This window comes from Mycobacterium dioxanotrophicus, assembly GCF_002157835.1.
Taxonomy (GTDB): domain Bacteria; phylum Actinomycetota; class Actinomycetes; order Mycobacteriales; family Mycobacteriaceae; genus Mycobacterium; species Mycobacterium dioxanotrophicus.
Genome location: NZ_CP020809.1, coordinates 2490037 through 2516312, shown reverse-complemented (window position 1 = coordinate 2516312; position 26276 = coordinate 2490037). Strand labels below are relative to the sequence as shown.

The 26276-nt window shown below is 68.3% G+C and carries 28 protein-coding genes; 9 read left to right on the top strand and 19 right to left on the bottom strand.

Translation table 11 applies throughout. The features are described from left to right. Nucleotides 1-232 precede the first annotated feature (232 nt). From BTO20_RS12200 to BTO20_RS12185, 4 genes are read left to right on the top strand one after another with little or no spacing between them, the layout of a single operon-like run. A complete protein-coding gene (locus BTO20_RS12200) occupies nucleotides 233-1234 on the top strand; it encodes a methionine ABC transporter ATP-binding protein (protein WP_087076156.1) in 1002 nt (333 codons plus the stop codon). Beyond that, complete coding sequence (locus tag BTO20_RS12195) at nucleotides 1231-1926, top strand: methionine ABC transporter permease (protein ID WP_087076154.1); 696 nt, start codon at nucleotides 1231-1233, stop codon at nucleotides 1924-1926. Before BTO20_RS12200 ends, BTO20_RS12195 begins: the two co-directional genes overlap by 4 nt. A gap of 25 nt (nucleotides 1927-1951) precedes the next feature. Beyond that, nucleotides 1952-2857 (top strand): MetQ/NlpA family ABC transporter substrate-binding protein, encoded by a 906-nt coding sequence (locus BTO20_RS12190; RefSeq protein ID WP_087076152.1) that lies wholly within the window; start codon nucleotides 1952-1954, stop codon nucleotides 2855-2857. Next, the gene (locus tag BTO20_RS12185) at nucleotides 2854-4269 is read left to right on the top strand and encodes an NtaA/DmoA family FMN-dependent monooxygenase (RefSeq protein ID WP_087076150.1); all 1416 of its coding nucleotides are present in this window, start codon (nucleotides 2854-2856) and stop codon (nucleotides 4267-4269) included. The genes BTO20_RS12190 and BTO20_RS12185 overlap by 4 nt, the downstream gene beginning before the upstream one ends. On the opposite strand, the gene BTO20_RS12180 is transcribed toward BTO20_RS12185, so the two are convergent. Continuing rightward, nucleotides 4253-4684, bottom strand: a complete 432-nt coding sequence (locus tag BTO20_RS12180; RefSeq protein WP_062827247.1) for a CBS domain-containing protein — start codon at nucleotides 4682-4684, stop codon at nucleotides 4253-4255. The two genes, BTO20_RS12185 and BTO20_RS12180, sit on opposite strands and share 17 nt — an antisense overlap. Nucleotides 4685-4785: 101 nt before the next feature. Between BTO20_RS12180 and BTO20_RS12175 the strand changes: the two genes are divergently transcribed. Next, nucleotides 4786-5643: a ribonuclease Z gene (locus BTO20_RS12175; RefSeq protein ID WP_087076148.1), complete on the top strand. Its 858-nt coding sequence runs from the start codon at nucleotides 4786-4788 to the stop codon at nucleotides 5641-5643. On the opposite strand, the gene BTO20_RS12170 is transcribed toward BTO20_RS12175, so the two are convergent. Together BTO20_RS12170 and BTO20_RS12165 are read right to left on the bottom strand one after the other, a co-directional pair. After that, nucleotides 5610-6491, bottom strand: coding sequence for a TIGR03560 family F420-dependent LLM class oxidoreductase (locus BTO20_RS12170; protein WP_087076146.1), 882 nt, complete (start codon nucleotides 6489-6491; stop codon nucleotides 5610-5612). The two genes, BTO20_RS12175 and BTO20_RS12170, sit on opposite strands and share 34 nt — an antisense overlap. Continuing rightward, entirely contained in the window at nucleotides 6488-7210 is a 723-nt protein-coding gene (locus BTO20_RS12165) for a hypothetical protein (protein WP_232491116.1), read from the bottom strand. The genes BTO20_RS12170 and BTO20_RS12165 overlap by 4 nt, the downstream gene beginning before the upstream one ends. 88 nt (nucleotides 7211-7298) lie before the next feature. Between BTO20_RS12165 and BTO20_RS12160 the strand changes: the two genes are divergently transcribed. Continuing rightward, nucleotides 7299-7787: a MarR family winged helix-turn-helix transcriptional regulator gene (locus BTO20_RS12160; protein WP_087076144.1), complete on the top strand. Its 489-nt coding sequence runs from the start codon at nucleotides 7299-7301 to the stop codon at nucleotides 7785-7787. Here BTO20_RS12160 and BTO20_RS12155 read toward each other — a convergent pair. From BTO20_RS12155 to BTO20_RS12145, 3 genes are read right to left on the bottom strand one after another with little or no spacing between them, the layout of a single operon-like run. Further along, the gene (locus BTO20_RS12155) at nucleotides 7771-8610 is read right to left on the bottom strand and encodes a transglutaminase family protein (RefSeq protein ID WP_087076142.1); all 840 of its coding nucleotides are present in this window, start codon (nucleotides 8608-8610) and stop codon (nucleotides 7771-7773) included. The two genes, BTO20_RS12160 and BTO20_RS12155, sit on opposite strands and share 17 nt — an antisense overlap. Then, nucleotides 8611-9588, bottom strand: a complete 978-nt coding sequence (locus BTO20_RS12150; protein WP_087076139.1) for an alpha-E domain-containing protein — start codon at nucleotides 9586-9588, stop codon at nucleotides 8611-8613. It lies immediately after the preceding gene. 9 nt (nucleotides 9589-9597) lie between these two features. Continuing rightward, nucleotides 9598-11229, bottom strand: coding sequence for a circularly permuted type 2 ATP-grasp protein (locus BTO20_RS12145; RefSeq protein WP_198344356.1), 1632 nt, complete (start codon nucleotides 11227-11229; stop codon nucleotides 9598-9600). Nucleotides 11230-11450: 221 nt separating this feature from the next. Here BTO20_RS12145 and rpsT point away from each other — a divergent pair, with 221 nt between their 5' ends. Continuing rightward, complete coding sequence (rpsT, locus tag BTO20_RS12140) at nucleotides 11451-11711, top strand: 30S ribosomal protein S20 (protein ID WP_029367273.1); 261 nt, start codon at nucleotides 11451-11453, stop codon at nucleotides 11709-11711. A gap of 10 nt (nucleotides 11712-11721) precedes the next feature. Here rpsT and holA read toward each other — a convergent pair whose 3' ends face one another. The 5 genes from holA to BTO20_RS12115 form a co-directional block, all read right to left on the bottom strand. Next, complete coding sequence (holA, locus tag BTO20_RS12135; protein WP_198344355.1) at nucleotides 11722-12684, bottom strand: DNA polymerase III subunit delta; 963 nt, start codon at nucleotides 12682-12684, stop codon at nucleotides 11722-11724. 39 nt (nucleotides 12685-12723) lie between these two features. Continuing rightward, complete coding sequence (locus BTO20_RS12130) at nucleotides 12724-14241, bottom strand: ComEC/Rec2 family competence protein (protein ID WP_087076135.1); 1518 nt, start codon at nucleotides 14239-14241, stop codon at nucleotides 12724-12726. Next, nucleotides 14238-15056, bottom strand: coding sequence for a ComEA family DNA-binding protein (locus BTO20_RS12125; protein ID WP_087076133.1), 819 nt, complete (start codon nucleotides 15054-15056; stop codon nucleotides 14238-14240). The genes BTO20_RS12130 and BTO20_RS12125 overlap by 4 nt, the downstream gene beginning before the upstream one ends. Before the next feature lie 89 nt (nucleotides 15057-15145). Then, nucleotides 15146-16198 (bottom strand): hypothetical protein, encoded by a 1053-nt coding sequence (locus tag BTO20_RS12120; RefSeq protein WP_198344354.1) that lies wholly within the window; start codon nucleotides 16196-16198, stop codon nucleotides 15146-15148. Between the two features lie 70 nt (nucleotides 16199-16268). Further along, nucleotides 16269-17114: an SPFH domain-containing protein gene (locus BTO20_RS12115; RefSeq protein WP_087081989.1), complete on the bottom strand. Its 846-nt coding sequence runs from the start codon at nucleotides 17112-17114 to the stop codon at nucleotides 16269-16271. A 153-nt stretch (nucleotides 17115-17267) separates the two neighbouring features. Between BTO20_RS12115 and BTO20_RS12110 the strand changes: the two genes are divergently transcribed. After that, complete coding sequence (locus BTO20_RS12110; protein ID WP_087076130.1) at nucleotides 17268-18320, top strand: NAD(P)H-dependent amine dehydrogenase family protein; 1053 nt, start codon at nucleotides 17268-17270, stop codon at nucleotides 18318-18320. Between the two features lie 5 nt (nucleotides 18321-18325). Here BTO20_RS12110 and BTO20_RS12105 read toward each other — a convergent pair whose 3' ends face one another. The 8 genes from BTO20_RS12105 to BTO20_RS12070 form a co-directional block, all read right to left on the bottom strand. Continuing rightward, nucleotides 18326-19174 carry a DegV family protein gene (locus BTO20_RS12105; RefSeq protein WP_087076128.1) on the bottom strand — a complete coding sequence of 283 codons (849 nt, stop codon included), beginning with the start codon at nucleotides 19172-19174 and terminating at the stop codon, nucleotides 18326-18328. A 2-nt stretch (nucleotides 19175-19176) separates the two neighbouring features. Beyond that, complete coding sequence (gene octT / locus BTO20_RS12100) at nucleotides 19177-19938, bottom strand: diglucosylglycerate octanoyltransferase (RefSeq protein ID WP_087076126.1); 762 nt, start codon at nucleotides 19936-19938, stop codon at nucleotides 19177-19179. Next, nucleotides 19928-20596 (bottom strand): glucosyl-3-phosphoglycerate phosphatase, encoded by a 669-nt coding sequence (gene gpgP / locus BTO20_RS12095; protein ID WP_087076124.1) that lies wholly within the window; start codon nucleotides 20594-20596, stop codon nucleotides 19928-19930. The genes octT and gpgP overlap by 11 nt, the downstream gene beginning before the upstream one ends. After that, entirely contained in the window at nucleotides 20593-20970 is a 378-nt protein-coding gene (gene rsfS / locus BTO20_RS12090) for a ribosome silencing factor (protein WP_087076123.1), read from the bottom strand. Before rsfS ends, gpgP begins: the two co-directional genes overlap by 4 nt. Continuing rightward, the gene (nadD, locus tag BTO20_RS12085; protein ID WP_269770346.1) at nucleotides 20967-21644 is read right to left on the bottom strand and encodes a nicotinate-nucleotide adenylyltransferase; all 678 of its coding nucleotides are present in this window, start codon (nucleotides 21642-21644) and stop codon (nucleotides 20967-20969) included. Before nadD ends, rsfS begins: the two co-directional genes overlap by 4 nt. 74 nt (nucleotides 21645-21718) lie before the next feature. Continuing rightward, on the bottom strand, nucleotides 21719-23164 hold the full coding sequence (locus BTO20_RS12080; protein WP_087076119.1) for a vWA domain-containing protein: 1446 nt from the start codon (nucleotides 23162-23164) through the stop codon (nucleotides 21719-21721). Beyond that, a complete protein-coding gene (locus BTO20_RS12075; RefSeq protein ID WP_087076117.1) occupies nucleotides 23164-24063 on the bottom strand; it encodes an AAA family ATPase in 900 nt (299 codons plus the stop codon). The genes BTO20_RS12080 and BTO20_RS12075 overlap by 1 nt, the downstream gene beginning before the upstream one ends. A 19-nt stretch (nucleotides 24064-24082) precedes the next feature. Beyond that, nucleotides 24083-25342 carry a glutamate-5-semialdehyde dehydrogenase gene (locus tag BTO20_RS12070; RefSeq protein ID WP_087081987.1) on the bottom strand — a complete coding sequence of 420 codons (1260 nt, stop codon included), beginning with the start codon at nucleotides 25340-25342 and terminating at the stop codon, nucleotides 24083-24085. 72 nt (nucleotides 25343-25414) lie between these two features. Here BTO20_RS12070 and BTO20_RS12065 point away from each other — a divergent pair, with 72 nt between their 5' ends. Continuing rightward, nucleotides 25415-26275 (top strand): PfkB family carbohydrate kinase, encoded by an 861-nt coding sequence (locus BTO20_RS12065; RefSeq protein ID WP_087076115.1) that lies wholly within the window; start codon nucleotides 25415-25417, stop codon nucleotides 26273-26275. Nucleotide 26276: the final 1 nt, after the last annotated feature.

Below are 26276 nucleotides of genomic sequence, written 5' to 3'. Positions count from 1 at the left end.
CGCAGCCTGTCACGGATTGCCCTGTGCCCCACTGCCTTAGCGGTGAACCGCGCAGGATCCATGCGAATCCAGGTGCGCGGTAAGCAAACCTGCCTCGGGCACTTTCAATCAATTCGATTTCTACCCTGTGGCGGGCGCACCCTCGCGCGTACATTGCGGGCTGTCGGCAAGTGTCCGACCATCCCCCGCGCAGTGCTGCGCCGACGTGTCCGCATCGACCCAGAGAGCGTCCGTGATAGAGATCGAGAGCCTCACCAAACGTTTCGGGGACCGTACTGTCCTCGACGACATCTCGTTGTCCGTCGGCAGTGGTGAGATTCTGGCGGTCGTCGGGCCCAGCGGTGCGGGCAAAAGCACGCTGTCGCGCTGCGTGAGCTTCCTGGAGCGCCCGAGCAGCGGCACCGTGCGGGTCGACGGCAAGGACTTCGCGCGGCTCGACGGCGCCGAACTGATCGCCGCGCGCCGCGACATCGGCGTCATCTTCCAGAGCGCGCCCCTGCTGCGCCGCCGCACCGTCGCACAGAACGTCGCGTTGCCGTTGGAGTACCTGCGCGCCACCGACGCCTCCATCGACCGCCGGGTCGGCGAGCTGCTCGACCGGGTGGGGCTCGCCGACCGCAGCGGGTACTTTCCCGCTCAACTGTCCGGAGGTCAGAAGCAGCGGGTCGGGATCGCCCGCGCGCTGGCGCTGCGACCGTCGGTGCTGTTGTCCGACGAGGCCACCGCGGGACTCGACCCGTCCACCACGAAGTCAATCCTCGCCCTGCTCAGCCACCTTCGTGACGAGTTCGGTCTGTCCGTCATCCTGATCACGCACGAGATGGAAGTGGTGCGCGAAATCGCCGACTCGGTGGCCCGCATCGACGGTGGCCGCATCGTCGAACACGGTTCGGTCACCGACATCATCCTGGATCCGGATTCGGCCCTGGCCCGTGAGTTGCTCCCCGAGCGCCCCGCCGTGACGCCGGACGGCCCGGCCGACATCTGGGAAGTCTCCTACGCCTCGCGTCGGGTGCCGCTGGACTGGCTGACCGCCGTCCACAGTGTCCCGGGTATCTCGGGCCTGCGGGTCGACGTGTTGTCCGCCAGTGTCGAGGCCATCCGCGGGGTCGCGGTCGGACGGGCGGTGCTGGCGATCTCACCGTCAGCTCCAACAGGTTTCGCGGATCATCTGAGAGACCGCGGGCTGCATGTCCGCACGGCCCAGATCAGCTCCCGTCGGGAGGCGGCGTGACCCCGTCCGTCACCGTCGCGGCCCAGGAGGACTTCAGCACGCCGTGGCAACACGTGCCCGATCTGCTGCTGCCCGCGTACGGGGAGACCTGGCTGATGGTCGGCATCACGATGGTCCTCGTCATCATCATCGGCACGCCGCTCGGTGTCACGCTGCACAACGCCTCACCGCTGGGGCTGTATCCGAATCCGCGGGTGTTCACCACGCTCAACACGATCGTCAACATCGGGCGATCGCTGCCGTTCTTGATCCTGATGGCAGCGATCATCCCGGTGACCCGGTTCATCGTCGGCACCACGGTCGGTATCCCGGCCGCGATCGTTCCGATGACGACCGCGGGTGTGCCGTTCTTCGCGCGGCTCGTTCAGAACGCCTTGCGCGAGGTGCGATCCGACGTCACCGACATGGGCCAGGCCTCGGGCGGCACCACGCTTCAGGTCATCCGGACCGTGCAGCTGTCCGAGGCGCTGCCCGCCCTCGCAGGGGCCCTGACGGTCAACGTCATCGCGATGATCGAGTACTCGGCCATCGCCGGATCGATCGGCGCCGGAGGCGTGGGCAATCTGGCAATCACCTATGGCTACAACAGATTCGACGACAACATCATGATCGCGACCGCGGTCACGTTGATCATCACGATCCAGGTCGTCCAGTTCGTCGGCGACCGCGTCGTCAAGGCACTCACACGCTGAAAACCCGCTACCCGAAGGAACGTCCGTGACCGAGCAGCAGACCACGTCGCCCGACGTCGGCGATATCGACATCGAGATCAAGAAGAAGCACCGATGGCCGTGGGTCGCGGCCGCCGTCGGCGTCGTGATCGTCATCGTGGGCGGCATCTTCTTCGCCAACAGCACCAACCAGGACAAGCCGTTCGGCACGACGCTCGACGTCGCGACGTGGAGCACCGACATCGCCGCCGAGAACCTGCTGGCCTACATCGCCCAGAACGTCGCGCCCGAGCATGGCATCACCATCAAACCGGTGCGCATCGACAACCTCATCGAGATCAACCGGGCCGTCGATGCGGGCACGGTGGCCGGCAACTTCTTCGAGCACCAGCCGTTCCTCAACGATGCGATCGCCGCCAACGGATTCCAACTCACGCTGGCCGCACCGACATTCACCTGGGACCAGGCGACATACTCGAACAAGTACCGCAGCTGGGCGCAGCTGCCGACGGGCGCGAAGATCGCGCTGCGCGACGACCCGGCCGGTCAGGCGATCGCCCTGCTCGACCTGGCCGAGGCAGGGCAGATCACCCTCAAGCCCGGCAAGGAGACCCTTGCCGGACTGCCGCAGCTCGGCGACATCGCGGCCAATCCCAAGAACTACCAGTTCATTCAGGTTCCGATCGGCCAGCTGGCCCGCAGCCTCGCCGACGTCGACGCCATCGTGGTCCACATCTCCGACGTCTACGCCGCCGGACTGACGGAGAACCAGATCCTGGCCCGGCATCCCGCTCCGAAAGGCAGCGAAGGCGGATTGGTGGTCAGCAACAAGCATCTCGACGATCCCAACGTCCAGAAGCTCATCCAGACGTTCAAAGACCCCAAGGTCGCCGAATTCCTCAAGACCACCGACAACACCCTGATCCGCGACACCTTGGGGCCGATCTCATGAGCTCCACCAAGCGACCCATGTATTTCTCTGCGTTCGTGATGAACACCGCATCCCATGTGCTGCACGGTCTTTGGCGCGCCCCCGAGGCGCAGAACCACAAGTTCAACTCGCTTCGGCATTGGACGTCGCTGGCCACTGCGGTGGACCGCGCCGGCTACGACCTGCTCTTTTTCGCCGATGTGTTCGGGCTGCGGGCACCGTGGAACGGCAACTGGCGCAAGTCCGTCGAGGCCGGTATCCAGATACCCGTCAACGATCCTTCGGTGCTCGCCTCGGCGCTGGCCGCCGCGACCGATCACCTCGGCATCGTGTTCACCAGCTCCATCATCCAGGACCACCCGTTCGACTTCGCGCGGCGCATGTCGTCATTGGACCACTACACCGACGGCCGGCTCGGCTGGAACATCGTGACGAGCTTCAACGAGAACATGTTTCGCAGCTTCGGTCACGAGGGCACCCTCGCCCACGACGAGCGCTACGAGTGGGCCTACGAATACGTCGACGTGACCTACAAGTTGTGGGAGGGATCCTGGGACGAGGATGCACTCGTGCAGGACAAGCACCGCGGCGTGCACTCCGACCCGGCCAAGATCCACAAGATCAACCACGTCGGCAAGCGGTACCGGGTGGAGGGTCCACACTTCTCGTCGCCGTCGCCGCAGCGCACACCGGTTCTGTTCCAGGCAGGTTCGTCACCGGCCGGGCAGCTGTTCTCGGCCCGCAACGCCGAGGGCGTGTACATCAGCAGCCCGAATCCCGAATCCGCTCACCAGCTGACCACCGAAACCCGCGCCCTGGCAATCGAAAACGGTCGGGATCCGGACGACATCACGTTCGCGCAGGGCCTGTCGTTCGTGATCGGCGACACCCATGCCGACGCGGTCCGGCGCAACGACCAACTCAAGCGTTACCTGGACCTGGAAGGAATTGCCCTGCACGCGTTGGGCGACGCCGGAATCGACGCGGGCAGCCTGCCGCTGGACACCCCGATCAGTCAGCTCGGCGAGTTCACCGGGATCAAGAGTTTCACCCGGTGGGCGACCGAAGCATCGGGCAATGCCGAGCCGACGATCCGGGACATGGCCTGGGTTCTGGAAGGTGCCAATCGCGTCGTCGGCACCGCCGAGGAGATCGCGGACCGCCTCGAGGAATGGCGTGAGGCCGGCGTCGACGGGATCAACGTCTATCACGCCACGGTCCCCCAGTCGTTCCAGGAGGTGGCCGACCGGCTGTTCCCGACGCTGCGCGAGCGGGGGCTGATCGCCACCGACAAGTCCGGCACGCTGCGCCACAAACTGTTGGGTCGGGGCGACCGGCTGCCCGAGCGCCATCCGGCCGCGGCCTACCGGGGCGCCTTCGCCGACAACGATCTTCTCAACGGTGTCGGTGAGCGCGTCAGCGCTCCTGCGTGATGTAGGCCTGCAACTGCTGTTGCTCGGCTTCGAGCTCCTCCATTCGGGTCTTGACGACGTCACCGATGCTGACGATGCCGGCCAGCCGGCCACCGTCGAGCACCGGCACATGCCGCACGCGGTTCTCGGTCATCAGCACGCTGAGGTGATCGACCGTGTCGCGCGGGGTGCACGTGGCGAGCACAGTCGTCATGATCTCCGAGACCGGCTGGGCCAGCAGGCTGCTGCCGCGTTCGTGGAGTTTGCGCACCACGTCGCGTTCGGACACGATGCCGGCCAGCCCTTCGGAACCGACCACCACCATCGCGCCGATGTTCATCTCGTGCAGCCCGGCCAGCAGCTGAGACACCGTGGCTTCCGGAGATATCGTCGCCACGGCGGCGCCCTTGTTGCTCAGCACGTCCGCGATCCGCATCGCCCGCCTCCGATCGTGATCCACCTCACACCAGGCTAGGTCGGCAACGGTCCGTGCGAAAGGGGCTCGCCCAACGCGCATCACCGGGTATACCTGGGCGCATGATCGAGGTCACTCTGCTCGGTACCGGCAGCCCCATTCCCGACCCGGACCGGGCCGGCCCGGCCACCCTGATCCGTGCCGGTGGCCAGACGTTTCTCGTCGACTGTGGCCGCGGCGTGCAACAACGGTTGGCCGCAGTGGGTTCCGGCGCCAACGCGCTCAGCGCGCTGCTGCTCACCCACCTGCACAGCGATCACATCGCCGACCTGGGCGACGTCATCATCACCCGGTGGGTGACCACCTTCACCGAGCAGATTCCGCTGCAGATCATCGGGCCGCCGGGGACGAAACGGGTGGTCGAGGCCACGCTGGAGGCCTTCGGACCCGACATCGGGTATCGCATCGCCCATCACGCCGACCTCACCGCACCACCGCCGGTCGAGGTGCACGAATACACCGAGGGGCTGGTGTGGGATCACGATGGCGTGCGAACGGTGGTGGGCCCCACCGATCACCGGCCGGTGGAGCCGACCATCGGGTTTCGCATCGAGCATCACGGCGCGTCCGTCGTGGTCGCCGGTGACACGGTGCCGTGCGCCGGCCTCGATGCCCTCGCCGCGGGCGCGGGTGCCCTGGTGCACACCGTGATCCGTAAGGATCTGGTCGAGCAACTGCCCATGCAGCGCATCCGAGACATCTGCGACTACCACTCCTCGGTCGAGGAGGCCGCGGCCACGGCCGCGCGCGCCGGGGTCGGGATCCTCATCCTCACCCACTACGTGCCGGCGATTGCCGCGGGTCAGGAAGACGAGTGGCGCGCCAGGGCCGCAACGGAATTCGACCGGCAGATCGAGCTGGGCAGCGATCTGCACCGGGTCGAAGTTCATCCGGGGGTATGCGCCAAATCGCGAAGCTGATCGGCCGCACGGGCGACGACGTCGAGATCGGTGCCGGCCCAGGGACGTCCGCGCGTGATGAGAACGACGTGGTCGACGCCGAGGTCACCGAGCGCCCGAGAGCGCTCGACCAGCCGGGCGACGGATTCGCCGGGTTCCAGCGCCGTGGTCACGGTGCGCTGGACCTCTTGGGGCGGCCGCGCGACCTCGGCGCAATGACGGTCCAACACCCCGAGTTGCCGACGGATGGCCTGCCCGCCGTCCGGGATGTCGAACAGGTTGCAGGCGTCTGCGTACTGCGCGACAAGGCGTAGCGTGCGACGTTCGCCCGTGCCGCCGATCAGCACCGGAGGATGCGGCACGGTCACCGGTCGAGGGTTGCCGATCGGCTGCTGTGCCGTCAGGTACTCACCGCGGAGAGCGGTCTGCTCACCCCGCCACATGCGTTCGGCCAACTGCAGCAGTTCGGTCAGCCGCGCGAACCGCTCGGCGGTGTCCGGCAAGAACAGTCCCATCGCGGTGGCTTCGGCCGCGTTGTAGCCCGCACCGAGACCGAGCCAGGCCCGGCCGTTCGAGAGCACATCGAGCGTCGTCACCGCCTTGACGAGCAAGGCTGGCGCGCGGAAGGTCGCCGCCGTCACCATGGTGCCCAACCGGATCCGACGCGTCGCGGCCGCCAGGTAACCGAGCACGGTGTAGGCCTCGAGCATCGGCTCGTCGGTCCGACACGACGGATCGGCCTGCAGCAGATGGTCGGCCACCCAGAGGGTGTCGACCGCCGTGCCGTCGAGGCGCGCCGCCAGTGACCTCAGCCGGTCGTGGATCGGTTGCGGCCACGAGTAGTTCGTGACGCTGACACTGAGCTTCATGCGCGCTGCCGATCCGTCCGACGCTTCGGCAGGAGCGCACCGACGACGATCAGCCAGACGAATCCGGTGAGCCGGGCGATCGGCAACACCACGGCCGATTCGGGCCAGATGAGCACCAGCGTCGCGAGTTCGGCGAGCACGGCGATCGCAAGACCGACCCAGGCCAGCGTCCGCGGCAACAGTCCCAGGAGCAGGCTGGGCACGGCGATGCCGGCGAGCAGCAGGCCGAGTGCCACGATGTGCCCGACCCCGCCGGTGAGGAACACCAGGTAGTACAGCGCGCGGATCAGGCCGTCGTCGACCACCACCTCGGGCCGCGACATGGCCCAGCAGATCAGGCCGGAGAGCCCGAGAGATCCGGCCGCGAGAATCCCACCGGCCAGGGCGATGGTCGCACCGGGCGCCGTGACGCCGAGCTGGCGCAGCCGGGTGCTTGCGGTCGCGGCATAGATCGCCAGCGGCACCGATGCCGCGAATGTGCCCACCGCACAGGCCCGCACGGCGCCATGGTGGTCGTGAACGTATCGAAGAATGTCGGCGGCCCCACCGTAGGGCAACGGCATCACACCGCCGATCACGACGCCGACGATGACCCCGGCCAGCAGCAATATCAGCGAAACCGCGGCCAGCGGGGCCAGCGGGGGCCCGCCTTGCCTGCCGGTCCGCGCAGACGGCGCGGACCGCACAGACCGCATTCGATCAGCTGTTGAATCGTTCATAGTTTGAACGATATGCCCGCCGCGCGCGGACGGCAACAGGCTGAATGTTTCCAGTTATGAACCATTTGACGGTGATACCGTTTCCAGCATGGAAAGTGGGCCGGACACTGCGGCATTCCTGCTGGCGCAACTCGGCCATCGGGCAGCGGCCCTGTTCGCCGAGCAGATGGCGACCGTCGAGCTGACCCCGCCGCACGCCGGCATCCTGCGCGCCATCGGCGCGCAACCCGGGCTGAGCCAGCAGTCACTGAGCACCCAGCTCAGCCTGTTACCGAGCCGCGTGGTCAGCTACGTCGACGATCTGGAGGACCGCGGCTACGTCGAACGGCGCCGCAACCCCGACGATCGGCGGTTGCACGCGCTGTACCTCAGCACCGACGGCAAGAAGATACTGCGACGCATCGGCGAGCTCGCGCGCCGCCACGATGAGCTGATGACCGCGGGTCTCGATGCCGCACAACGGGACACGCTGCGGGAACTGCTGCAGACGCTCGCCGATCACCATGAGCTGACACCGCACGTGCACCCGGGCTTCCGCAACCTGGGCCGCGCAGGCTCGGTCAAGCCAGCCGGGTGATCTCCACGACGACATCCAAGTCCGTGGATCCCTCGCCGGAGTAGATGCCCTTGAGCGGTGTGACATCCGAATAGTTGCGTCCCACACCGACACTCACGTACCGCTCGTTGATCTCGGCATCGTTGGTGGGGTCGTAGTGCCACCACCCGCCCGTCCAGGCCTGGATCCAGGCATGGCTCTGCCCGTCGATGGTGTCACCCACCGCAGCGCGGCTGTTGGGATGCAGATACCCCGACACATACCGAGCGGGAATTCCCATGGAGCGCAACATGATCAACGACAGATGCGCGAAATCCTGGCAAACCCCCTTGCCTTCCCGCAGGGCATCGAGGCCGGATGAATGCACACCGGTGGTGCCGGGCACGTAGTCGAGTTCACTGCGAACCCACTGCGCGGCGGCGATGACCGCGTCGTGGGGTTCGTGGTCCTTGGCGATCCGCTCCCCCACCCGCTGGATCCGCCTGCTCGTCGGCGTGTACCGCGTGGGGCTGAGCACCTCGTCGAATCGGTCGAGCACCGCTTCGGAGTCGAGGTCGTCCCAGCTGACGCGTTCCTCCGGCCGCTCACCGACCTCGGTTTCGACCACCGACGAGGACGTCACCTCCAGCTCGGTGTGCGGCGCGTGCAGGTCGAATGCCGTCACCGCGGTGCCCCAGTAGTCCACGTAGCGGTAGGACCTGGAGGCAGGCACGGTCTCCACCCGGTTGAGGATCACGTTCTGCCGCGAATCCGACCGGGGTGTCAGCCGGGCCTCATTGAACGACGCGGTGACCGGCGACTTGTACGCGTAGCCGGTCGAGTGCACCACCCGCATGCGCCACATCTACAGCTCCCCTTCTTCGATCACCAGCGCGCTGCTCCGACCTGCGTCGGTCCAACCCACCCATGGCGCGGAATGGAAGTACTGCAGCGCCAACGCTTCTCCGACGTCCCGACAGGTCTTCTGCAACGCCGCCAGCCGCATCTCAAGCGACTCCAGCAACGCACCCGGTTGCAGGAACTCCAGTTCGCTGCGCGCCCGGCCCAGCAGCCGCTGCGCCTCCGCCGTCGCCCCCACCCGGCTGTGCGGACTGTTCTGCAACTCGTCGAGACTGTGCTCGGCCAGCCGCAGCGAATAAAATATCGACCGTGGAAACAGCCTGTCCAGCAACATGAATTCGACCACCCGGCCGGCGTCGAGAGCGCCCCGGTAGGTGCGCAGGTAGGTGTCGTGCGCGCCGGCCGAGCGCAGCAGCGTGACCCACGCCGGCGACGATCCGCTGTCCCCCACTCGCGAGAGCAGCAGCCGCACGATCATGTCGACCCGTTCGATCGCGCGACCCAGCACCATGAACCGGTAGCCGTCGTCGCGGCTCAGCGTCGAATCCGCCAGCCCGGCGAACATCGCCGCGCGGCCCTCCACGTAGGACAGGAATTGGTGCGGGCCCAGCCGTCTGGCGGTCCGCTCCCGTTCCGCCAACGCGTTGTAGGTGGTGTTGAGGCACTCCCAGATCTCGGTCGAGGTGACCTCGCGGGCGCCGCGGGCGTTCTCCCGGGCCGCGGAGATCGCGCCGACGATCGAGGTCCCGCCGTAGGTGTCCCGGCTGAAAGCCACGATGTCGGTCAGCGACCACATGTCGAGACGCTCGGCGGGCGGCTCGATTCCGAGGACGCGCAGCAGGGTCCGCGACGCCTGGTCCGGGTCGACGTTGGAATCTTCCAGCAGCTGATGGACGGTGACGTCGAGGATCCGCGCGGTGTCGTCGGCCCGCTCCACATACCGTCCGATCCAGTACAGCGATTCGGCATTTCGCGCCAGCATTCCAGCCCCCTACTGCTGCTGTTGAGACGACGAACCAGCCGGTGCGCCATCGCTTTTCGGATCGTTGGCGGACCTGGGCAGTGACCGCACCACCTCGGCGGCCGCGAGTTCACGATCGGCCGCCGACGTCCGCGACGCCAGCACCCAGGTGTCCTTCGATCCGCCACCCTGGCTGGAGTTCACCACCAGGGAGCCCTCGGGCAACGCGACCCGGGTGAGCCCGCCCGGCAGCACCCACACGTCGTTGCCGTCGTTGACCGCGAACGGCCGCAGGTCGACATGCCGCGGCGCCAGCTTGCTGCCGATCTGGGTCGGCACCGTGGAGAGCTGCATGACCGGCTGCGCGATCCAGCCGCGCGGATTGCTGCGAATCTTCTTGGTGATCGTCGCGAGCTCCTTGGCCGAGGCGTCCGGACCGAACACGATGCCGTAGCCGCCCGAACCCTCGACAGGTTTGATGACCAGTTCGGCCACCCGGTCGAGCACCTCCTCGCGTTCGTCGTCGAGCCAGCACCGGTAGCTGTCGACATTGGCGAGGACGGGCTTTTCGCCCAGGTAGTACTCGATGATCGTGGGCACGTAGGTGTAGACGAGCTTGTCGTCGCCGACGCCGTTGCCGACCGCGCTGGAGATTACGACGTTGCCGGCGCGGGCGGCGTTGAGGATGCCGGCGACCCCGAGCATCGAGTCGGGCTTGAACTGCATGGGGTCGAGGTATTCGTCATCGATCCGGCGGTAGATCACGTCGACCTGCCGCTCCCCTTCGGTGGTGCGCATATAGACGACGTTGTCGCGACAGAACAGATCGCGGCCCTCGACCAGTTCGGCCCCCATCTGTCGAGCCAGCAGCGAATGCTCGAAGTACGCCGAGTTGTACACCCCCGGGGTCAGCACGGCGACCGTGGGATCGGCGACGTTGGTGGGTGCGGCGTTGCGCAGCGCCCGCAGCAGGTGTGAGGCGTAGTCGCCGACGGCGCGCACGCGATTGGTGGCGAACAGTTTCGGAAAGACCCGCGCCATGGTGCGCCGGTTCTCCATCACGTAGGACACGCCCGACGGCGACCGCAGGTTGTCCTCGAGCACCCGGAAGTCGCCCTTGGCGTCGCGGATCAGATCGATGCCGGCGACGTGGATGCGCACCCCGTTGGGCGGGACGATACCTGCGGCCTCGCGGTGGAAATGCTCACACGAGGTGACCAGCCGCCGCGGGATCACCCCGTCGCGCAGGATCTCCTGCTCGCCGTATACATCGTCGAGATACATCTCCAGCGCCTTGACGCGCTGGGTGATGCCGCGTTCGAGGCGTGACCACTCGGCCGCCGAGATCACCCGCGGCACCAGGTCGAGCGGGATGTGTCGCTCCTGGCCCGACAGCGAGAACGTGATGCCCTGGTCGATGAACGCCCGACCCAGGACCTCCGCGCGCGCCTGCAGTTCGGAGGCATCTGACGGAGCCAGCTCGGCGTAGATGCCCTTGTACGGACCACGCACGTTGCCGGAGGCGTCGAACATCTCGTCGAACGCCGCGGCGTAGCGGCCGAGCCGGTCGTAGCCGTCGAAGACGCCCTGATGTCTGACGCGCGCCGTCGGCGCGGACTCTGCGCCCCGGGTCCGGGCTGTGCGAAGGCTCATCCCCAACATGCTGCACCACCTGTCGGGTTTTCGCCGTTCAACGACGCAGCCCGTTTCGGCAGGCCAAAGGCAGGTTGACGTGGTAAAACAGTGGCAGCAGGTCGGGGCCCGGCGGCCGCCGCTTTGGGAGTTGGGGTACCGCGCTGGTACCCTGAACAGTCGCTGCCCGCTGTGCGGGTACCGCAGAGACTTAGGTAACCCCAGCTAGAGAATTACGAAGGAACTTCTACGTGGCCAACATCAAGTCGCAGGAAAAGCGCATCCTCACCAACGAGCGTCGCCGGCTGCGCAACCAGTCGGTGAAGTCGTCGCTGCGCACCGCCGTTCGCGGCTTCCGTGAGGCCGTCGAGGCGGGCGAGAAGGAAAAGGCCGCCGAGCTGCTGGTGTCGACCAGCCGCAAGCTCGACAAGGCCGCCAGCAAGGGCGTCATCCACGCCAACCAGGCCGCGAACAAGAAGTCCGCGCTGGCCCTGGCTCTCAACAAGCTCTGAGCTTCACGCATCACCCGGCCGCGAGTTGCGCCACCCGGCGCACCGCGGCCTCAAGGGCGTAGTCGGCATCTGCCGCTGCGCCCTTTACGTCTGCATTGAGCGTGGCCACCACCCGCATCGCCTCGGCGACGGAATCCCGCGACCATCGCCGCGCCTGCTTCTGCGCCTTCTGCACCCGCCACGGCGGCATGCCGAGCTCGCCGGCCAACTTGTAGGGGTCCCCCGACAGCGGACCCACCCGGGCGATGGTGTGCACCGCCTCGGCCAGCGCATCGGCCAGCACCACCTGCGGCTCGCCGGCGAGCATCGCCCACCGCAGTGCCTCCGCGGCGCCGGCCACGTCGCCGACGACGGCCTTGTCGGCGATGTCGAAGCCCTTCACTTCGGCCTTGCCGCTGTGATAGCGCCGGACGGCGGCAGCGTCGACCTGACCGTCGGTATCGGCCACCAGCTGCGAGCACACCGCCGCCAGCTCTCGGATGTTCGATCCGACCGCATCGAGGACCGCGGTGATGGTGTCATCGGACACCTTGGCCCGCAGCTCCCGGAATTCACGGCGCACGAAGTCGGCCCGCTCCCCCGCCTTGGTGATGCGCGCACACGGATACACTTGCGCGCCAAGCTTTTTCAACTGATCGGCCAGCGCCTTGGCCCGGCCACCGCCGGAGTGCACGACCACCAGTGACGTTCCGGGCGGCAGGTCGGCTGCGGCACCGGCGATGAGCGAGACGGCATCCTTGCCGGCTTCGGCAGCGGATTCGAGCACCACGAGGCGCTGCTCGGCGAACAACGACGGGCTGAGCAACTCGGCCAGCTCGCTCGTGCTCACCTCGCCGGCGCGCATCCGGTCCACCGGCACGTCGTCGGTCCCCGCCTCCTTGCGCACGGCGCGCAGTACCGCCGCGACAGCACGCTCGACCAGCAGTTCCTCGTCACCCAGCACCAGGTGTAGCCCTTCGGCCTGTTGGCTCACGCCGATGATGGTGTCACGCCGGGGCGACAAGGCTGACAGTCAGGCTTGCAGTGCGTCCGCCAGCGTCCAGGCGAGCGCACACACCGCCAGCCCGGCCGCGGTCCGGCGCACCCAACGCCACCGCCACGCGATCACCAACGCCGCTCCGCCCGCGGCGACCACCGCCACGCCCGCCCACCCGGAGGGCGTGGGCACCGCTGCGCCCGGCACCGCCGACGCCCAGCGCGCCACCGACAGCAACCACCACAGTTCGGGCCCGGTGAACCGGATCAGCAACTGCGCCGCCGCGGGCCAGACCGTCGCGATCAGCGCGGCGGCGGTACCCAGCACGGTGATGGGTGGGATCACCGCCGCGACCGCCAGGTTCGCCGCGACTGCCACCAGGCTGAACGTGCCCGAGATCCCGGCCACGAGCGGTGCGGTGACCAACTGCGCGACGGCTGCGACGCTGACGGCAGCGGCCGGCGCGCGGGGCCAGCCGCGCGCCATCAGCCGGCGGGTCCACGGCGGCGCGAGCACCACGATGCCCGCCGTCGCAGCGACCGACAGGGCGAAACCGGCGTCGACGGCCAGTTCGGGTGCGGCGACCATGAGCACGATGACGCTGGCAGCGAGGGCCGGGATGGCCCTTCGACGGCGATGGATCAACACCGCGAACAGGGTCACCGCACCCATCACCGCGGCACGCAGCACGCTGGCCGACGGTTGCACGACAACGACGAATCCGATCAGGCCGAGCGCCGCGACGCCGACCGCCACCCGTGGCCCGACCAGTCCCGCGGTCAGCAGCAGAGCACCGCACACGATGGTGACGTTGGCTCCGGACACCGCTGTCAGATGTGTCAGACCCGCAACCCGAAACTGGGCGGTGGTCTGTGCGTCGACCGTCGAGGTGTCCCCCAGCGCCAAGGCCGGAAGCATCGCGGCCTGGTCCACGGGCAGCGCGGCCCGGGCCGACTCGGCGAAACCCGCTCTGACCCGCTGGGCCGCCCGCTGCACCGCCGAGGCCTGCCCCAGCACGGGCCGCCCGCTTGCGGTGAGCACAGCCACCGTGAGATCACGGCGCGTGGGCCGGCCGATCGCCGCCCGGAAGCGCGCGGGACGCCCGACGGTCATCTCGGTGTAGCCCCCGGCCGGGGCGAAGACCATCACCCGACCCGCGACGGGGCGGCCGTCCAGTTCGGCAAGGGCACCGCGGAACATCAGCCGGCCGCCCGCGATGACTCGCGGTGTCTCGGTGGCGGTGACGACCACGGTCGCCGCGCCACCGTAGCGGGCGGTGATCGGATGGTGCTGCTGCTGGTGCACCCGCAAACCGACGGCCACGGCGAACCCCGCACCGGCGGCGGCGACGGCCAGGACCGCGGCGATGCCGAATCGCCGACCACCGAACCGGGTCAGCCCCGCGAGAACGCCTGTCGCGGCGACCACGGCAAGCGCCGAACCGCCGACGCCCCACACGATGCCCGTGGCCGTCACGGCCCATGCCGCCAGTGCCGCGGGAACCAGCCGCAGGTCCAGCCGGTCGATCTCGGCCTCGGGTTCGTCGGTGGTCACACGCGGACCAGCGGCCGTAGTTTCTCCAGGCGCGCCGGACCGATCCCGTCGACCTCGCCGAGCTGATCCACGCTGCCGAACCGGCCATGGGTGTCACGCCACGCCACGATGGCGGCCGCGGTCACGGGCCCGACGCCGGGCAACGCGTCGAGCTGCTCGGCTGTCGCGGTGTTGAGATCCACCGGCCCGGCCGATCCGTGACCTGCGGATGGCGCCGCGGGCGTGGTGGACGCCGCGGTGCTCCCGCCGGTCACCGAGCTGCCCATCGTGGTGGGCTTGCCGGGCGGCGCCGCGATCCCGACCACGACCTGTTCGCCATCGCTGACCCGGCGCGCCATGTTCAGCCCGACCAGGTCGGCGCCATCGAGCGGACCACCGGCCGCCGTGAGGGCATCGGCGATCCGCGCTCCGGCATCCAGGGTGACCAGCCCCGGTTTGTGGACCAGCCCCACGACGCTGACCACGACAGGCCCGGCGGTGGCGGTCGGTGTCGCACTTGCCGACGAGACCATCTGCACGGGAGGAAGATTCGCCGCCGTCACCGGCGGCGGCTTGTCGCGGATCAAGGTGAACACGGTGACCAGGACAGCCAGCACCCCGACCACGGCCAGCCCCACCGCCCCGGCTCGTCCCGGGTCGGCGCGGGCGGCCGCCAGCCAGCCCGGCGGCCCGTCGGATGTGGTGTCGGGCAGCCAACGGGTCAGCGCACTGTCCGGCGGGGCACTGGGCTCCCGCTCGGCCTCGGGATCATCGGCAACCGGGTCCGCAGGTGTCAGCCGACGGCGCAGCCGCTGCTCGGGCAGTTCGGTGGGCATGCCACGACGGTAGGTACGCGCACGGACGAATCGGCCCGCAACGGACCCGAAAATACGCAGGCTGTGGATGAACTCAGCTTTGTGGATAACTACCGGGCGTGCCGTCCCTTGCGGTCCGTCGTCGATTCGGACTTGTTGGGGTGCAATGCCTTCGAATGCGAGCCGGCAAGGGATTTCACCACGCGATTCACCCGGTCGGCCCCGGGCCGTGCGGTCGGCGGCTTGCCGGGCGTCACGGCATCGCCGGAGGTGGCGTCGGCGACGGATGGGTGCGCCTTCGGTGCCGCGACCGGAAGCCCGGTCGAATGCGCCGTGGGGAACTCCTGTTTGGCCGCGGCGCGGATGTTGGTCACCGCGGTGTCGACAGAATCCTTGACGATCGTCGAGGCAACGTGAACCACATCGGCGGCCTGCGTCGCGGCCGCCTCGACCGCGGCGACGGGATTGCCGGTCTTGGCCAGCTCCTGGGCGCCGGCGTTCGCGGTCTGCACGACGCCCAGCAGCACCAGCTCACCGGCCTCGAAGGCGACCGCGGCACTGACCTTGATGGCCTCCACCGCCACCACCTGTGGCAGAGTGTGGGCGCCGGTCTGGGTCGGATCCGGTGGCGGCAGTGGTTGATGCAGTGCCGTCAGGATCGTCTGTCGGGCGGTGTCGATCGCACCCGGCAGTTGGCTCGGGGTGAGCAGCGCCGCCCCGACGTCGGACAGCTGCACCACTGTGACTTCCAGGTTGTTGAACGCCTTGGGCACCACATGGAAGACGTCGTTGAGGATGATGCCCTCGGCCGCGGTGTTGGCCGCGCCGGTCACCGCCGCGGCTGCCGCCCCGATCGCGCGGGTCAGAGAACCGTTGGCGCCCAGGGAATCCAGAAACGCGACCGGCGCCTGCACCACGCCGAGCGGCACGGTCACCGCGCCCTGGACCAGGAACGGGCAGATCAGGCTGCAATACGTCGCCTGGTTCTGCAGGAACGCGATGGGGATGGCGCCGAGCGCAGGGGCTGCCGCGAGCTCGACTTGCTCACCGACGACGCGGGGCACCACCACTTGCGCAGGTGGCGTCACCGGGGCGATGACGACCGCGCCGATCGATGCGGCGGTGACGGTGGACAGAACGGCTGAGTGGACACGTGCATACACTTCGACTCCCGAGAGTTGTGGTCCGGACACTCCTTCCAGACACGGCAGCCGAAGGACAATGGTTCAACACTCAAGTACCGGGTGTGGAAATGCGGCTCGGTAAAGGCTGTTCGAGCGCGATGCCGCGGGCGTCGTCGGGCACACTGGGCCGCTGTGGCGTCGCCCGCTCCAGGAACCGCAGGAGTTCGACCGGGAACGGCAGCACCACGGTGGAGTTCTTCTCCGCGGCCACTTCGACCACGGTTTCCAACAGCCGCAGTTGCAGGGCGGCGGGCTCGGCGGCCATCACATCGGCTGCCGCAGCGAGCTTTTCGGAGGCCTGCAGTTCTCCGTCGGCGGTGATGACGCGGGCTCGCCGCTCACGCTCGGCCTCGGCTTGCCGGGCGATCGATCGCTTCATGGAATCCGGCAGCACCACGTCCTTGATCTCGACCCGGTCGATGTGGATGCCCCAGCCCAACGCGGGACTGTCGATGAGCAGTTCCAGGCCCTGGTTGAGGTGTTCGCGGTTGGACAGCAGATCGTCCAGATTGCTCTTGCCGATGATGGACCGCAGCGAGGTCTGCGCAACCTGCCCGATCGCCGACATGTAGTCCTGCACGTCGACCACCGCGCGCACCGGGTCGACGACGTTGAAGTAGATCACCGCGTCGACCCGCACCGTCACGTTGTCGCGGGTGATGCCGTCCTGCGCCGGTACCGGCATGGTGATGATCTGCGTGTTGACCTTCTGCAGCCGGTCCGCGACGGGGATCAACATGGTCAGCCCGGGACTACGGACCTGGTCCTGGACCCGGCCGAAGCGGAACACCACCCCGCGCTCGTACTGTTTGACCACGCGGACGTTGCTGACGCCGATCCAGAGCAGGATCAGAACGACGGCGCCGGCCGCGCCGAGGGAATAGAACATGTCCATGATCAGACCTCGATCCGTCATTGTGGACCCATATCCGATTGTGCGACGCCGACGCACGACCCGCCAGGGCGTTCTTGCCGGGGGCGACGACGAGTGAACACGACGGTCGATAGTGTCTACTGCACCAGTGCCGGCTCATCGAGGAGACCATTCATGCGCACAACGCCCCGACCGCTCAGGGTCATCCAGTGGACCACCGGCAACATCGGCAAGCGGTCGCTACACGCGATCATCGCTCGTGACGACATGGAACTGGTGGGCGTGTACGCGTACGGCGCCGACAAGGTCGGAGTCGACGCCGCCGAGCTCGCCGCCTGGCCGGAGCCCACCGGCGTCAAGGCCACCAACGACATCGACGCACTGATCGCGCTCAAGCCGGACGCCTGCTGCTACAACCCGATCTGGCCGAGCATCGACGAGCTGGTCCGACTGCTGGAATCGGGCATCAACGTGTGCTCCAGCGCGGCGTGGATCACCGGCGGCAAACAAACGCCGGAAGACCTGGCTCGTATCCAGAAAGCTTGTGAGGCAGGCAATTCCACGATCTTCGGTAGTGGCGCACATCCGGGCCTGACCAACATGGTCGGCATGGTACTCAGCAGCGCGTGCGAACGCGTCGACGAGATCCGCATCACCGAGTCGGTCGACTGCGGCGTCTACGAGTCCGCGGGGACGATGGCGGCGATGGGCTTCGGGCAGGATCCGCAGACGCCCGGACTGGCCGAGAGCGTGCGCCGCGAAAGTGAGGTGTTCGCCGAGTCGGCGGCGATGATGGCCGACGCCATCGGCGCAGACCTGGACCGGATCACCTTCGACGTGCAGTTCACCGCCGCCACCGACGACACCGACCTGGGGTTCATGCAGATCCCGAAGGGCACCGTGGCGAGCGTGTACGGCTATCACCGCGGTTGGGTCGGCGACAAGAACGTGGTCAGCGTCGGATTCAACTGGATCATGGGCAACCACGTCACACCGCCGAAGCCGGTCGCGCACGGTCACGTGATCCAGGTGTTCGGCGTACCCAACATGCGCACCGTGGTGTACTGCCTTCCCTCAAAGGACTGGAGCGAGGTCAGTCTCAACGGACTGGGCATGATCTACACGGCACTGCCCGTGACCAACGCGGTGCCCGCCGTGGTCGCCGCCGCACCGGGCATCCTCACGCTCAAGGACCTGCCGCCGGTCGCCGGACGCTTCGCGGGCTGAGCGGCCTACGACTCGGGGGCGGGATCGAGCGACAGGCACACGCCGATCGCCCCCGCACCGACGTGCACGCCGAGGACCGGCCCCATGTCAGTCACCGTCGGTGACGCCAGTTGCGGCAGCCGCTCACTGAGCGCCGCGCCGACCGCGTCGGCGCCTGCGGGGTTGTCGACGTGGTGCACCGCGATGCCGGCCGGGCGGTCTCCGATCACCTCGACCACCTGATCGACAAGCGCCGCATGGGCTTTCGACACGGTGCGGATGCGCTGCGAAAGCACCAGGCGACCATCGACGTCCATCCGCAGCAGCGGATTGAGCGACAGCGCGGTGCCCAACCAGGATGCCGCGGTACCGAGGCGGCCGCTGCGACGCAGGTTGTCCAGCCGATGCACGACGATGAAGGCGTGCCCGCGGGGCACCGCGGCGCGAGCCGCCGCCTCGACCTCGTCGAGTACGGCGCCGGTGCGGGCCGAGCGGGCAGCGGCGAGCGCGACGAAGCCCACCCCCATGGCCGCCGATCGTGAATTCACCACCCGCACCGCGTGGCCGAATTCCCGCGCCGCCAACGCCGCCGAGCTGTAGGTGCTCGACAGGGCCGCCGAAATATGCACGGCGACAACCCCATCGCCATCGCTGTCGGCCAGCGCCTGGCGATAGACGGCCGCGAGTTCGGCGGGGGAAGCGCCTGCCGTGGTCACGCGGGCCCGGTCGTGGATGTCGTACGGAAGCGGGTCGATGCCGTCACGCAGGTCGGCGCCGTCATCGAGGATGTGCAGCGGGACCTGCCGGATCGCCAGGTCGTCGCGCAGTTCGGAGCGCAGCCGCGACGACGAGTCTGTCACCACCACGACAGCCATCGTCAGTTGGCGGAATTCTGTTGTGGGACACCTGCTGTCGCGAGAGCCTTGATCATCAACTCGGCCACCGCGCGATGCGCCTCGAAGTTCCAGTGAATGCCATCGGGGTTGCCGCGCCCACTGAGAACCTCGTCGGCGACGGCCGCTTTCAGGTCCACCAGTGGCACATCGTGCTCCTCGGCCCAGGTCGTGATGGCCTGCACGGTCGGTTCGCGGCCGTGATGGGCTTTGCCGTATGTCTCGGCGGTGTGCACCGAGGGCAGAGACGCCACTACCGGAATGCCGGGACGGTTGAAATCGATGGCGTTACGCGTCATTTCGAGATATTCGACCGTGACGTTCGGCGGAAGCGCGGAGCGGGCGATCGGTGACAACCGCGGCTGCAGCCAGCCGTAGCCGTCGCGCGCCCACCGTCGCAGCCACGCCGGCCGCACATAGCGGATGAGTTCCCGCAGCGCCGTCGGCAGCGGCGACGGCAACGAATCCATGCCGCCGGTCGCGAAGATCACCGCGCCGGCCCGCGGCAGCGCCGCCCACGCCCGTGGGTCCTGAGTGGCAGCCCACCACACGTCCCGGCTGGTCCAGCCGATGCGGCCGATGAGCTCCAGATCCCAACCGAGTTGCTCGGCAACAATATTGGGCCAGATCCTGGGATCGTCGGACGGCAGCCCACCCGTCGGACCGAAATAGGACAGCGAGTCCGCGAACACCAACAGCGTCGGCCTGCGCCCCTGGGGCGGACCGACGGTGGGCTCAGAGGACATCGTTGGCCACCTGCGCCGAGGCGTTCCACACGTCCAGCCGCCAGCGGATGTCGTCGAAGGGGGCATCGTCGGCGGAATGCCCGGACAGCTGCACCCAACTGGCATTGCCCATCCCGCCCAGCACCGGCCAGTTGTCGACCGGCAGCCCCAGCAACCCCGCGGTGAGCGCCGCGATGAGCCCACCGTGGGCCACCAACACCACGGGTCGCTCCGGTGCGTCGAGTCCCCACTCATGTTGTGCGGCAACAATTTCGGATACCAGCGGCACGCTGCGCCGCGCGACATCGACGCGGCTCTCGCCGCCGTGCGGCGCCCACCGGGCGTCATCACGCCAGATCGCGCGGGCGCCCGGTGCCACGGCATCGACCTCGAGGTGGGTCAAACCCTGCCAATCCCCGAGATGCGTCTCGCGGAGTCGCTCGTCGATCTGCACCGGAAGTCCCGCGCGGTCCCCGAGCGTCATGGCGGTGTCCAGCGCGCGTTTGAGATCCGACGAGACGATCAGCAGCGGTTGACGTTTCGCCAGCACTTCGGCAGCAGCGGCGGCTTGGTCGCGTCCCAGATCGGACAAGTCGGTGTCGAGCTGGCCCTGCATGCGGCTGCCCGCGTTGTACTCGGTCTGGCCGTGCCGGAGCAGCAGCAGCCGACGGAACCTCATTCGACGGAGTCCTGGTGATCCAGGTCGACGGGAATCTGCGGGCAGTCCCGCCACAGGCGGTCCAGAGCGTAGAAGTTGCGTTCGTCCTGATGCTGGATATGCACGACGATGTCGATGTAGTCCAGCAGCGTCCAGCGTCCCTCGCGGGTGCCCTCACGGCGGGCGGGCTTGTACCCCGCGAGCCGCATCTTCTCCTCGACCTCGTCGACGATGGCGTTGACCTGACGTTCGTTGGACGCCGAGGCGATGACAAAGCAGTCGGTGATGACCAGCTGACCGGACACGTCGATCACCACGACATCGTCGGCGAGCTTGCCCGCTGCCGCGCGGGCAGCCACTTCGGCCATGGCGATGGCGTCAGTCGTGGCGGTCATCGGGGTCCCCCTCCGTTGTGGCCGTTGCTCGCGTCGGGGCCGTTTCCTGCGCTCCTCGTGTCCGGGGCGGTGTAGAGGCCACGCTTCGCCACGTACTGCACCACGCCGTCGGGTACCAGGTACCAGATGGGCCGGGAGGCCTCCGCACGCTGGCGGCAGTCGCTCGACGAGATCGCCAGCGCGGGTACCTCCACGAGTTGCAGTGCGTCGGCCGGGAGCTCCTGACGGGCCGCCGAGATGTGCTTACCGTCGAGCTCATAGCCCGGTCGGCTGACGCCGACGAACTTCGCCATCGAAAAAAGGTCCTCCCAGTTCTGCCAGGACAGGATCGACGCCAGGGCATCGGCGCCGGTGATGAAGAACAGATCGCTGGTGGCGTTGAGTTTCGTCAGATCACGCAGCGTGTCAGTGGTGTAGGTGGGGCCGCCCCGGTCGATGTCGACCCGGCTCACCGAGAACCGCGGGTTGGATGCCGTGGCGATGACGGTCATGAGGTACCGGTCCTCGGCGGCGCTGACCTGCCGGTCGTGCTTCTGCCACGGTTCGCCGGTCGGCACGAACACCACTTCGTCGAGCTCGAAGAGATCGGCCACCTCGCTGGCGGCGACGAGGTGCCCGTTGTGGATCGGATCGAATGTCCCACCCATCACACCCAGCCTGCGCCGTCTTGCCACGAGCAGCCAGCTTACGGCAGGGGTGGTTCGGCCTCATGAATGGCGGTTTTAAGCGGCAGTGCCGAGGTGGCGGCTCAGACCGGCAACAGCCCGTCGATGACGGAGGCCAGCTGCTTGGCCGAGCGGCACTCGTGCATGGTGATCACCTCGCCGTACGTGGGCGCCGCAGAGTCCCCGCTGCCCCACAGGCGCCTCGGTTCGGGGTTGAGCCAGTGCGCGTGCCTGCTCGCCGACACCATGTGCGCCAGCAGGTCGGCCTGCGGATTGCGGTAGTTGTTGCGCCCGTCTCCGAGCACCAGCAGCGAACTGCGTGGTGAAAGCACACTCGGGAACTTCTCCAAGAACGACACGAACGCATGCCCGTAGTCGGAGTGGCCGTCGCGGGTGTACACGCCCGCCTCCCGGGTGATGCGCTGCACGGCGACCGCCAGGTCGGCTTCTGGCCCGAACAGCTCGGTGACCTCATCGGTGGTGTCGATGAAGGCGAAGACGCGGACGCGGGAGAACTGCTGACGCAGGGCCGCCACCAGCATCAGCGTGAAGTGGCTGAAACCGGCGACCGAGCCGGACACATCGCACAGCACCACCAGCTCGGGCCGGGCGGGGTGAGGCTTGCGGAGTACCACGTCGATCGGCACACCGCCGGTCGACATCGACTTGCGCAGCGTCTTGCGCAGATCGATCTCGCCGGCCCGGGAGCGACGCCGCCGCGCGGCCAACCGGGTCGCCAGGGTACGGGCCAGCGGCGCAACGGTCTTGCGCATCTGGCGCAGCTGTTCACCTGAGGCACGCAGGAATTCGACGTTCTCCGACAGCTGCGGCACGCCGTACATCTGGACGTGCTCGCGGCCCAGCTGTTCGGCGGTGCGGCGCTTGGTCTCCGCCTCCACCATCTTGCGCAGCTGCGAGATCCGCTGCGCAGCCATCGCTTTGGCGATCTCTTCCTGGGTGGGCGTCGGCTCGTCGCCGTACGGGGCCAACAGCCCGGCGAGCAACCGGCCCTCCAGATCGTCCAAACTCATGGCCTTGAGCGCCTGATACGACGAATACGACGGCCCCCGGCTCGAGTTGTACCGGCCGTAGGCCTCGACGATCTGCGCGATCATCGCTGCCAACCGGTCGTCCAGACTCGCCAGATCCTCGTTGTCGGAAAGCATTTGGATCAACGCGGCCCGCATGGCCTCGACATCCTCCGGCGGCAGCTGCTGGGCCTGGTCGTCGGGCGCATCGTCGTCGGACAGCACGGTCCGCGCACCCAGCGCAGCCGGGAAGAACAGGTCGAACATCGCGTCGTAGGTATCGCGGTGGTCGGCGCGACGCAGGACTGCGCATGCGATGCCCTCCCGCAGCGCTTCGCGGTCCCCCAGTCCCAGCACCGTCATCACCCGGCCCGCATCCACCGTCTCCGACGGGCCGACCGAGATACCTTGCTTGCGAAGGGCTTCGACGAACTCGACGAGATGCCCCGGCAGGCCGTGCGGGGCCAGCGGCTGCGGCGGTCGGATCCGGCGAGAGGCCATCAGTTGAGCCTCAGCTCCCCTGCGGCTCGCTGCTGATCGGACTGGTGTTTGAGGACCACGCCGAGCGTAGCGGCGATCATCGCGTCGTCGATGGTGTCCAGGCCGAGGGCCAGCACGGTGCGGCCCCAGTCGATGGTCTCGGCGACCGAAGGAAGTTTCTTGAGCTGCATGCCCCGCAGCACCCCGATGATCCGCACGAGCTCGGCGGCGATGTGTTCGGGCAGTTCCGGAACCCGGGACAGCAGGATGCGCCGCTCCAGGTCGGCATCGGGAAAGTCGATGTGCAGGAACAGGCAACGCCGCTTGAGCGCCTCGGACAGTTCGCGGGTGGCGTTGGACGTCAGCAGGACGAACGGCGGGCGCTCGGCGGTGATGGTGCCCAGTTCCGGCACGGTGACCGCGAAGTCGGACAGCACCTCCAGCAGCAGGCCCTCGATCTCGATGTCGGCCTTGTCGGTCTCGTCGATGAGCAGCACGGTCGGGTCGGTGCGCCGGATCGCGGTCAGCAGCGGGCGGCTCAGCAGGAACTCCTCGCTGAACACGTCCATCTTCGTCTGATCCCAGTCCCCGCCGCCGCTGCCGGCAATCGAGCCTTGGCCCGCCTGGATGCGCAGGATCTGCTTGGCGTGGTTCCACTCGTAGAGCGCGCGGGCCTCGTCGACGCCCTCGTAGCACTGCAGCCGCACCAGTTCGCTGCCGGTGGTCTGCGCGACCGCGCGGGCCAGTTCGGTCTTGCCCACACCGGCCGGACCTTCCACCAGCAGTGGCTTGCCGAGCCGATCGGCGAGGAAAACCGCGGTGGCCGTGGCGGTATCGGGCAGGTATCCGGTTTCGGCAAGGCGCCGCGCGACATCGTCGATGTCGGCGAACAGCGGTGCCGGGCGAGCGGGCACGCTCACGTGGTTCTCCCTTGGTTGTCTAGGCCGGGCGGGTCTGACCGTCGCCCCACACGATCCATTTGGTCGAGGTCAGCTCGGGCAGCCCCATCGGGCCGCGGGCATGCAGCTTCTGGGTGGAGATGCCGATTTCGGCGCCGAAGCCGAACTGCTCGCCGTCGGTGAATGCGGTGGACGCGTTCACCATCACCGCGGCGGCGTCCACCCGCTCGGTGAATCGCTGTGCCGCAGCAAGATCGGTGGTCACGATGGCCTCGGTGTGCCCGGTGCCGTACTCGGCGATGTGGGCGATCGCGCCGTCGACGCCGTCCACCACGGCCAGCGCGATGTCCATCGACAGGAACTCGGCGCGCAGCTCCTCTTCGGAGGGATCAGCGTGCACGGTGACCCCGGCATCCTGCAACGCCGTGACGAGCCGCGGCACCGCGACATCGGCGATGGCGGCATCGACCAACAGCGACTCAGCGGAATTGCACACGCTGGGCCTGCGGGTCTTGGAGTTCAGCAGGATCTTCTCGGCCAGGTCGAGATCAGCCGATTCATGAACGTACACATGGCAATTGCCGACGCCGGTCTCGATGGTCGGCACCTGCGCGTCGCGCACCACGGCGTCGATCAGGCCGGCCCCTCCGCGCGGGATCACCACATCGACCAGGCCGCGGGCCTGGATCAGATGCGTCACACTGGCCCGGTCGTGACTCGGCAGCAGCTGCACGGCATCGGCGGGCAGCCCCTCGGCCACCAGCGCGGCCCGCAGCGCTTGCACCAGCGCCTCGTTGGAGCGCACCGCCGAGGAACTGCCACGCAAGAGCGCTGCATTGCCGGATTTGAGGGTCAGCCCGAAAGCGTCGACCGTGACGTTGGGCCGGCCCTCGTAGACCATGCCCACCACACCGAGCGGCACGCGCTGCTGTCGCAGCTGCAGGCCGTTGGGTAGGGTGCGTCCGCGCAGCACCTCACCGACGGGGTCGGGCAGCCCGGCCACCTGGCGCAGGCCCGCGGCGATGCCGTCGATGCGTTGCGGATTGAGCGCCAGCCGGTCGAGCATCGCGTCGGGGGTGCCGGCGTCCCGGGCCGCGTCGAGGTCGCCCGCGTTGGCGGCCAGCACGGCGTCGACGCCGGCGAGCACACTGTCGGCGGCCGCATGCAGCGCGCGGTTCTTGGTTGCCGTGTTCAGTGTGGCCAGGGTGCGTGCCGCGACCCGGGCGCGCCGGGCGGCCTCGTGCACCTGCTCCCGCAAATCCTGCGTCGGCGCGCTCACGGGTGGTGTCTGCACACTCATCGTCCCAGGGTATCGGAGGTGTTCACCGAGCTCGACACGTGTCAGCACCCGACTGGTTTAGCGTTGTCGACTATGGCGTCCTCACGGGTGTGCGTGGTCGGAAGCGTCAACGCGGATCTCACGTTTGCCGTGTCGGCGCTGCCCAAACCCGGTCAGACCGTGCTGGCGTCGTCGCTGTCGTCGGCGTCCGGCGGCAAGGGTGGTAATCAGGCCGTCGCGGCGGCCCGTGCCGGAGCCTCGGTGAGTCTGGTCGCCGCACTCGGCGACGATCCGGTCGCCGATTCCCTGCGCACTCACCTCAAGGCCAACGGCGTCGGCCTGGACGCGGTCGCGACCGTGCCGGGCCCCAGCGGGTCGGCGGCCATCGTCGTCGAGGCCGGCGGCGAGAACAGCATCGTGGTGGCACCCGGCGCCAACGCGCACGTCGAGGTCAAGTCCGCCGCCGCCCGCGCGGCCATCACCTCCGCCGAGGTGGTGTTGATGCAGCTGGAGATCCCGCCGGCGACGGCGATCGCAGCGGCCCGACTCGCGCGGGCGGCCGGTGCCGTCGTGATGCTCAACGCGTCACCGCCCGGGACCCGGGCCCATGACCTGCTGGCGCTGTCCGCAGTGGTCGACGTGGTGGTGGTCAACGAGTCCGAAGCCGCCGAATGGCATTGGCCGGTGAACCATCTGGTGATCACCCGCGGCTCACGCGGGGCGAGCTACATCGGCGCCGACGAGCGGTTCGATGTGCATGCGCCTGCGGTCCGGGCGGTGGACACCACCGGAGCAGGCGATGTGTTCGCCGGTGTGCTGGCCGCCGATTGGTGCTCGGGGTTCGAGGACGCGCTGCGTCGCGCGTGTGCGGCCGGCGCCTTGGCGACGCTGGTGCGCGGCGCGGGTGACTGCGCTCCGAGCGGGGCCGACATCGACGCGATGCTGGCCCACTGAG

What these genes read in the sequence shown, in the direction of transcription:
- BTO20_RS12070 (WP_087081987.1), bottom strand. Translation starts at nt 25,342, where the DNA reads ATGAGTGTGCAGACACCACCCGTGAGCGCGCCGACGCAGGATTTGCGG.
- gpgP (WP_087076124.1), bottom strand. Translation starts at nt 20,596, where the DNA reads ATGAGGTTCCGTCGGCTGCTGCTGCTCCGGCACGGCCAGACCGAGTAC.
- BTO20_RS12155 (WP_087076142.1), bottom strand. Translation starts at nt 8,610, where the DNA reads ATGTGGCGCATGCGGGTGGTGCACTCGACCGGCTACGCGTACAAGTCG.
- BTO20_RS12080 (WP_087076119.1), bottom strand. Translation starts at nt 23,164, where the DNA reads ATGGCCTCTCGCCGGATCCGACCGCCGCAGCCGCTGGCCCCGCACGGC.
- octT (WP_087076126.1), bottom strand. Translation starts at nt 19,938, where the DNA reads ATGTCCTCTGAGCCCACCGTCGGTCCGCCCCAGGGGCGCAGGCCGACG.
- rsfS (WP_087076123.1), bottom strand. Translation starts at nt 20,970, where the DNA reads ATGACCGCCACGACTGACGCCATCGCCATGGCCGAAGTGGCTGCCCGC.
- BTO20_RS12150 (WP_087076139.1), bottom strand. Translation starts at nt 9,588, where the DNA reads ATGCTGGCGCGAAATGCCGAATCGCTGTACTGGATCGGACGGTATGTG.
- BTO20_RS12110 (WP_087076130.1), top strand. Translation starts at nt 17,268, where the DNA reads ATGCGCACAACGCCCCGACCGCTCAGGGTCATCCAGTGGACCACCGGC.
- BTO20_RS12115 (WP_087081989.1), bottom strand. Translation starts at nt 17,114, where the DNA reads ATGGACATGTTCTATTCCCTCGGCGCGGCCGGCGCCGTCGTTCTGATC.
- BTO20_RS12065 (WP_087076115.1), top strand. Translation starts at nt 25,415, where the DNA reads ATGGCGTCCTCACGGGTGTGCGTGGTCGGAAGCGTCAACGCGGATCTC.
- BTO20_RS12170 (WP_087076146.1), bottom strand. Translation starts at nt 6,491, where the DNA reads ATGAAGCTCAGTGTCAGCGTCACGAACTACTCGTGGCCGCAACCGATC.
- BTO20_RS12105 (WP_087076128.1), bottom strand. Translation starts at nt 19,174, where the DNA reads ATGGCTGTCGTGGTGGTGACAGACTCGTCGTCGCGGCTGCGCTCCGAA.
- BTO20_RS12185 (WP_087076150.1), top strand. Translation starts at nt 2,854, where the DNA reads ATGAGCTCCACCAAGCGACCCATGTATTTCTCTGCGTTCGTGATGAAC.
- BTO20_RS12145 (WP_198344356.1), bottom strand. Translation starts at nt 11,229, where the DNA reads ATGTTGGGGATGAGCCTTCGCACAGCCCGGACCCGGGGCGCAGAGTCC.
- BTO20_RS12165 (WP_232491116.1), bottom strand. Translation starts at nt 7,210, where the DNA reads ATGAACGATTCAACAGCTGATCGAATGCGGTCTGTGCGGTCCGCGCCG.
- BTO20_RS12175 (WP_087076148.1), top strand. Translation starts at nt 4,786, where the DNA reads ATGATCGAGGTCACTCTGCTCGGTACCGGCAGCCCCATTCCCGACCCG.
- BTO20_RS12125 (WP_087076133.1), bottom strand. Translation starts at nt 15,056, where the DNA reads ATGCCCACCGAACTGCCCGAGCAGCGGCTGCGCCGTCGGCTGACACCT.
- BTO20_RS12180 (WP_062827247.1), bottom strand. Translation starts at nt 4,684, where the DNA reads ATGCGGATCGCGGACGTGCTGAGCAACAAGGGCGCCGCCGTGGCGACG.
- BTO20_RS12160 (WP_087076144.1), top strand. Translation starts at nt 7,299, where the DNA reads ATGGAAAGTGGGCCGGACACTGCGGCATTCCTGCTGGCGCAACTCGGC.